General features: G+C 73.0%; 6 protein-coding genes. 3 read left to right on the top strand and 3 right to left on the bottom strand.

The features are described from left to right. The first annotated feature begins 357 nt into the window (after window positions 1-357). Complete coding sequence (locus tag GXW74_RS05270) at window positions 358-1323, top strand: Bug family tripartite tricarboxylate transporter substrate binding protein (RefSeq protein WP_211845260.1); 966 nt, start codon at window positions 358-360, stop codon at window positions 1321-1323. Between the two features lie 198 nt (window positions 1324-1521). Here GXW74_RS05270 and GXW74_RS05265 read toward each other — a convergent pair whose 3' ends face one another. Both GXW74_RS05265 and galU read right to left on the bottom strand, forming a co-directional pair. Next, the gene (locus tag GXW74_RS05265; protein ID WP_246522889.1) at window positions 1522-2436 is read right to left on the bottom strand and encodes a polysaccharide deacetylase family protein; all 915 of its coding nucleotides are present in this window, start codon (window positions 2434-2436) and stop codon (window positions 1522-1524) included. Beyond that, window positions 2429-3301, bottom strand: a complete 873-nt coding sequence (gene galU / locus GXW74_RS05260; protein WP_211845258.1) for a UTP--glucose-1-phosphate uridylyltransferase GalU — start codon at window positions 3299-3301, stop codon at window positions 2429-2431. The genes GXW74_RS05265 and galU overlap by 8 nt, the downstream gene beginning before the upstream one ends. A gap of 155 nt (window positions 3302-3456) precedes the next feature. Here galU and GXW74_RS05255 point away from each other — a divergent pair, with 155 nt between their 5' ends. After that, entirely contained in the window at window positions 3457-4695 is a 1239-nt protein-coding gene (locus GXW74_RS05255) for an MFS transporter (protein ID WP_211845254.1), read from the top strand. A gap of 6 nt (window positions 4696-4701) precedes the next feature. Here the strand turns inward: GXW74_RS05255 and GXW74_RS05250 are convergent, their stop codons facing one another. Continuing rightward, a complete protein-coding gene (locus GXW74_RS05250) occupies window positions 4702-5160 on the bottom strand; it encodes a hypothetical protein (protein ID WP_211845252.1) in 459 nt (152 codons plus the stop codon). A 204-nt stretch (window positions 5161-5364) separates the two neighbouring features. On the opposite strand from GXW74_RS05250, the gene GXW74_RS05245 reads away from it, so the two are divergent. Next, window positions 5365-6960, top strand: a complete 1596-nt coding sequence (locus GXW74_RS05245) for a peptide chain release factor 3 (RefSeq protein ID WP_456306963.1) — start codon at window positions 5365-5367, stop codon at window positions 6958-6960. The last annotated feature ends 94 nt before the right edge of the window (window positions 6961-7054 follow it).

Here is a 7054-nt window from a genome sequence, read left to right as displayed (position 1 = left end):
CGACGCCGGCACGAACCGCGACCCGCACCTCGACGCCGCGCGTCCAGCGCACCTCCGCGCCCACCGCGCCCCGCATCGAGCAGGGCAGCCGCGCCACGCTGCCGCCGCCCGTGCCGCGCGCCTCGACCAGGGGTGCCTCCCGCTGAGCGCCCCGCGTCGCCGGTGTCCTGCCCGCGAGGCCCGCGGGCGCCCCGGCGCGCGGAGCGGACCGGCAGCCCACTGATCACCAGGGCCGCCGGCGCGGCACAAGGCTTGCTCATTTCGGTTGCGAGCACCTCCGGTCGCCACCGGTGCGCCGGAGATGCCCGGTGCGCGGGCAGCGCCGGCGGGGCCGTCGCCACCGGAAAGGGCAGTCCCATGCCGCGTCGCCGCCTGCTTCTCGCCGCCCCGGCCATCCTCGTCGCGCCCGCCGTCCGAGCCCAGGGCGCCTGGCCGAGCCGGCCGGTGCGCATCCTCAACCCCTATGCCCCGGGCGGCACATCCGACATCGTCATTCGCTACCTCGCCGCCGGGATGGAGCGCGCCTTCGGCCAGCCCTTCATCGTCGAGAACCGGCCGGGCGCCGGCGGTGCGGTCGGCACGGCCGCCGCCGCCGCCGCGGCGCCGGATGGCCACACGCTGCTGATCACCAACACCGGGCCGCTGGCCGTCTCGGTCAGCATGACGCCGGCGCCGAACTACGACCCGCAGCGCTCCTTCTCCTACGTGACACTGTTCGGGGGCGCGCCGATCCTCTGTGCGGTGAAGGGCGACGGCCCGATCCGCAGCATGGCGGACTACAAGGCGGCCGCCGCGGTCCGCCGGGATGCGGTCACCTTCGGTTCCTCCGGTGTCGGCTCGGTGGGGCACCTGGCGGGCATGCTCTGGGCCCAGGAAGCCGGGGTCGAATTGCTGCACGTGCCGTTCCGTGGCGCGGCGGATGCGCAGCAATCCGTGTTGGGCAGCAACACGGTCTCGCTCTGGGACACGCTGGCGGCCCATGCGGGCGGCGTCCGCGGCGGCGGAATCCGCGGCCTGGCGGTGACCAGCGAGACGCGGGTGGGTGCGGTGCCCGAGGTCCCGACCATCGTCGAGGCCGGCTTCCCGGGCGCGGTCGCCTCCAACTGGTTCCTGCTCGCCGGGCCGGCGGGCCTGCCCGCGGAGATCGTCGAGCGCCTGCGCCAGCACCTGGCGGCGGCGATGGCGGAACCCGCGGCGCGCGAGCGGTGGGCCGGGATCGGGATGGTCTCGCTCGGCAGCCCGACGCCGGCCGAGATCGCGGGGTTCGTGGCGCGGGAGGCGGCGCGCTGGGCGCCGGTGGTGCGGGCCTCGGCGACGGGTTGACGTGGGAGACCGGGAGGGCTCTGCCCTCCCGGACCCGCCCGCCAGAGGCCGAAAGGCCTCGGGACACCATGAGCTGGGCGGTTGGCTCGGGAAACCGTGCTGCGCTCCGATCTCGGCACGCAGCGGGGTATCGGGTTCCGAGGGCCTTTCGGCCCTCGGCGGGGAGAGGTGCGGAGAGGGGCGGCGCCCCTCTCTGCCTCATCCGAATCGCGCCAGCCAGTGCCTGGCGATCTCCGCCCGCCGCGCCACCCAGACCGCGTCTCCCGCCCGCGTCACGTGATCGAGAAACTGCTCCAGCCCCGCGATCCGCCCCGGCCGTCCGATCGTGCGCAGGTGCAGCCCGACCGACATCATCCTTCCGCCTTCCTGCATCAGCCGGTCGAAGGCGGCGATGCAGTAGCGGGAGAAATCCTCGGCCTGGACGAAGCCGCCGCCGGGGCGGAAGCGCATGTCGTTGGTGTCGAAGGCGTAGGGGATGACGACATGCGGCCCGCGCGGGCCCGCGACGATCCGCGGCAGGTCGTCGTCATAGGCGTCGGAATCGTAGAGGAACCCGCCTTCCTCCATCAGCAGCCGTCGGGTGTTCACCGACGCGGCTGACTTCGTGTGCCAGCCCACCGGGCGCGCCCCGGCGTGTTCCGTGAGCGTCGCGACGGTCCTCGCGATGACGGCGCGTTCCGTCGCCTCCTCCATGCCGGCGTGCATTTCCCAGCGCCAGCCATGGGCGCCGATCTCGTGTCCGCGCGCGGCGGGCTCGGCGGCGAGCGCCGGCGTGGCGGCGACCGCCCGCCCGCAGCAGGAGAAGGTCGCCTTCACCCCATGGGCGTCGAGCACGTCAAGCATGCGCCACAGCGCGACGCGGGACCCGTAGGCGAAATGGCTCTCCATGCAGGGATCGGGCGCACCCTCGATGAGCTGCCCCGATTCCGGGATGGTCTCGTTGCGCGCGTCGCCGCTCGCGATCGAGAGTTCCGCCCCTTCCTCGACATTGACCACGAGGGAAAGGGCGAGTCGTGCGCCCCCCGGCCATTGCGCCGCCGGCGGGGACCGCCCGTAGCCGGCCAGGTCGCGCGAGGCGGGTGGCATCCCGCCCGGCACGCCGGTGTCAGCCATAGGCCTTGAGGATCGCCTTCATCGCCGGCGCGAGGTCCGGGCGCTTCAGCGCGAAGGCCACCTGCGCCTCCAGGAAGCCGGCCTTGTCGCCGCAGTCGAAGCGCCTGCCGTCGTAGCGCAGCCCGTGGAAGGGCTGGGTGCCGATCAGCTTGGCCATCGAATCGGTGAGCTGGACCTCCCCGCCGGCGCCCTTCTCGAGCTTGGACAGGTGGGTCATCACCTCCGGCATCAGCACGTAGCGGCCGATGATGGTCAGGTTGGACGGCGCCTTCTCGACCGGCGGCTTCTCCACCAGGCCCTTCACCGAGACGAGGCGGCCCTTGTCCTCCTCCACGTCCAGCACGCCGTAGCGGTTCACCCGTTCGCGCGGCACTTCCTCGATGGCGACGACGTTGCCCTCGGTCTCCTTGTAGGCGGCGGCGAGCTGCGCGGTGCAGGAGACCTCGCACATCATCAGGTCGTCGGGCAGCAGGATGGCGAAGGGGTCGTCGCCGACGAAGGCGCGGGCGCACCAGATGGCGTGGCCGAGGCCCATCGGCACCTGCTGGCGGACGGTCACGATCGAGCCGGGCGTCATCGTCTGGGCCCGCAGGGCTTCGAGCTCCGCCGTCTTGCTGCGGTCGGCCAGGGTGCGCTCGAGTTCGAAGGCGACGTCGAAATGCTCGACGATCGCGGTCTTGCCGCGGCCGGTGACGAAGCAGAACTGCTCGATCCCGGCGGCGCGCGCCTCGTCCACCGCGTACTGGATCAGCGGCTTGTCGACGACGGGCAGCATCTCCTTCGCCATCGCCTTGGTGGCGGGCAGGAAGCGGGTGCCGAGGCCGGCGACGGGCAGGACGGCCTTCTTGAGCGGCTTCAGGGGCACGATGGGCGATTCCTCGATGGCGATGGTCGAATCGGATCGAAGCAGGAAGTCGGGACGCGAATAAGGCGGCGCCTCGCGCGCCGGCGCAACCGGCGGAAGGCGATGACCAGGGTCGGCGTGGCACTGAAGCCGCAGCTTGTTCCGGAGAATCCTCGATGTCGACCCCCGCCCGGCCGTGCCGCCCTCGGGCCGCGGCCCTGCAGCTTCCGCTTGCGGCCTTCGGCCTGCACGCCGCCGATCAGTTGGCCATGGCGGCCCTGCCGCTGACGGCGATGCTCGCCCTCGGTGCCGGTCCTGGCCTGGTGGGTGTGCTGCTGGCGGCGCAGGCCGCGGCATGGCTCGCCTTTTCCCTGCCCGCCGGGCTCCTGGTGGACCGCATGCCGCGCGGCAGGCTGCTCGCCGGCGCGACGCTGCTGGCCGCCTCCGGCGCGGCGCTGGCGCTGCCGTCGGCGGCGGGCGGCGGGGCGGCGGTGCTGGGCCTCGCGACCTTCACGGCCTCCTGCGGCACGGTGCTGTTCGTGCTCGCGGCGGGGTCGCTGGTGCCGGAGCTGGTGCCGCGCGACCGCCTGGCCGCGACCAATGCGCGGCTGGAACTCGCCCGTGCGCTGGCGAGCCTCGGTGCGCCGCCGCTGGCCGGCGCCCTGGCGGCCGGCGGCTTGCCTGTCGCGTCCTACGGCATCGCGGCGGCGGCGGGGCTGTTGGCCTGGGGCATGGCGCGCGGCCTGTCGAACGGCGCGGCGCCCGCGCGGGCGGCGGCGAACCGCCCGCCGATCCGCGCGCAGCTTGCCGAGGGGGCGCGATTCGTCCTTGGCCATCCCCTGCTGCGTGGCATCGGCGGCTGCGCGCTGGCCTGGAACTTCTCCTTCTTTGCGCTGCTGGCCGTGATGGTGCCTTTCGCACTCGGTCCGCTGGGCCTCGATCCGGGGCGGCTCGGCCTGGCGCAGGCGGGCTATGGCTCGGGCATGATCGCCGGCGCCGCGCTGGCGGCCGGGATGCAGCGGCGGTTCGGGCCGAATGCGCTGCTGCTGGCCGGGCCGGGACTGTCGGTGCTGGCGCCGGCTCTGCTGCTGGCGGCGCCGGCGGGTGGCCTGGCGCTGCCCTTCCTGGCGCTGTTCCTGGTCGGATTCGGGCCGATGATGTGGCTGATCTGCCAGACCGGCATCCGCCAGATCGTTACCCCGGCGGCCATGCTCGGGCGCGTCGGTGCGGTGCTGCAGGTGGCGATCTACGGGGTGAGGCCGCTCGGTGCGCTGGCGGGCGGGGTGCTGGCGGCGGCGCAGGGTCCCGCCGCCGGCATCTGGCTGGCCGGGGTCGGCTTCGCCGCGTCTTTCCTCGTCGTCGCCGTGTCGGACCTGGCGCGGCTGCGCCGGCTGCCGGCCGGCGCGCCGGCATGAGCGCGGCTACTTCCCGCCGCGCGTGCCCCGCCCGCGACCGGGTCCGTCCGACGGATCCGAATCGGTCAGGCCCGACGGCGGGCGGCCGCGCCCGCGGCCTGGCCCGTCGCTCGGGTCGGAATCGGTGATGCCGGAGGGCGGCCGGCCGCGCCCGCGGCCTGGCCCGTCGCTCGGGTCGGAATCGGTGATGCCGGAGGGCGGCCGGCCGCGCCCACGGCCCGGCCCGTCGCTCGGGTCGGAATCCGTCACGCCGGTGCCACGCTGGCCCCGCCCGCGCCCTGGCCCGTCAGAGGGGTCCGAGTCCGTCAGCCCGCTGCGGCCGCGGCCTGGCGCGTCATTGGGGTCGGAATCGTTGCGGCCGGACTGCGCCAGCGCCGGGGCGGAAGCGGCAGCGGCGCCGGCAACCGGCGCGTTCAGGATCAGGAGACGTCGGCCGAGCCCCTTGGATGGCTTGTCGTCACTCATGGAACGGGGGCTCCTTGCTGGCTGGCTTCATGGCTGGCTGGCGTCGGTATCGTGCACGGCCCGGCAATTGTTACATTGGCAGGCGCAGCCCCTTATGCGGGCCACCCCGATCGCGGACAAGCCGCGGTCCGATTGCATTCCCGTCATGATCGCTTCGGGCTGGCGAATGCGGCGCCGCGCCACTAGGTTCCGCCCACCATGGACATGCCGATCCCCGCGGATAGCCGCGTGGCCGCCGAGGCCGCGCGGCGCCGTTCCTTCGCCATCATCGCCCACCCCGACGCCGGCAAGACGACGCTGACGGAAAAGCTGCTGCTCAAGGGCGGCGCCATCCAGCTCGCCGGCCAGGTGCGCGCGAAGGGCAATGCCCGCCGGACGCGATCGGACTGGATGAAGATCGAGCAGGAGCGCGGCATCTCCGTCGCCACCTCGGTGATGACCTTCGAGCGCGACGGCGTGGTGTTCAACCTGCTCGACACGCCGGGCCACGAGGACTTCTCGGAAGACACCTACCGCACGCTGACCGCCGTGGACGCCGCGGTGATGGTGCTCGACGCCGCCAAGGGCATCGAGAGCCAGACCCGCAAGCTGTTCGAGGTGTGCCGCATGCGGGACATCCCGATCATCACCTTCGTCAACAAGATGGACCGCGAGGGCCGCGACCCCTTCGACCTGCTGGACGAGATCGAGAAGACGCTCGCCCTCGACGCCGCGCCGGTCGCCTGGCCGGTGGGGCAGGGGGCGGACCTGCGCGGGGTCTACGACATCCTGCATCCCTCGCTGCGCCTGCTCGATTCCGACGAGGTGATTCCGCTGACGGGTCTCGACGATCCCGTGCTGGAGGCGCGCGTGCCGGGCGACCGTGCGGCGACGCTGCGCGAACAGGCCGAACTCGCCGGCGGCGCCTGCGCGGAATTCGACCTCGAACGCTTCCTCGAAGGTTCGTTGACACCGGTCTATTTCGGCTCGGCGCTGCGCGATTTCGGCGTCGGGCACCTGCTGGAAGGGCTCGCCCGCTTCGCCCCGCCGCCGCGCCCGCGCTCGGCGGATGTGCGCGCCGTGCGGCCGGAGGAACCGAAGCTCTCGGGCTTCGTGTTCAAGATCCAGGCGAACATGGACCCCAACCACCGCGATCGCGTGGCCTTCCTGCGCATCTGCTCCGGCCGGCTGGAAAAGGGCATGCGGCTGAAGCAGGTGCGCACCGGCAAGCAGGTGCCGGTCAACGCGCCGCTGTTCTTCTTCGCCAAGGACCGCCAGGTCGCCGAGGAAGCCTGGCCCGGCGACGTGGTCGGCATCGCGACCCATGGCGGCATCCGTATCGGCGACACGCTGACCGAGGGCGATGCGTTGAACTTCCAGGGCGTGCCCTCCTTCGCCCCGGAGCATCTGCGCCGCGTGCGCCTCGACGACCCGATGCTCGCCAAGAAGCTGCGCAAGGCGCTGGACGAGCTCGCCGATGAGGGCGTGGTGCAGCTCTTCCGCCCGCTCGATGGCTCCCAGCCGATCGTCGGCGTGGTCGGGCTGCTGCAGCTCGACGTGCTGCAGTCCCGGCTGCGCGCGGAATACGGCGTGCCGGCCTCCTTCGAGGCCGCGCCCTGGACGACGATGCGCTGGATGGCGAGCGAGGACCGCTCCGCCATCGAGCGCTTCGCCGCATCCAACCGCATGGACATGGCCGAGGACCACGACGCGGAGCAGGTCGCCTTCTTCACCAGCGACTGGCGCCGCAAGCGGGCCGAGGAAGAATACCCGATGATCCGGTTCCTGCCGGTGCGCGAACAGCACGGGCTGGCCGCGTAGGAAGCCGGGGGGAAGGGAACTTCCCCCCGAACCCCCCAACCTTCTTCGGCACCGAGACCGATACCAACGGCCGCAATTTGCAGCCGCTGGAATC

Origin of the sequence: Neoroseomonas eburnea (assembly GCF_018129005.1) — a bacterium.
GTDB classification, from domain to species: domain Bacteria; phylum Pseudomonadota; class Alphaproteobacteria; order Acetobacterales; family Acetobacteraceae; genus Neoroseomonas; species Neoroseomonas eburnea.
Note: the sequence above shows the minus strand (reverse complement) of the source record. Positions and strands in the feature narration are given on the sequence as shown.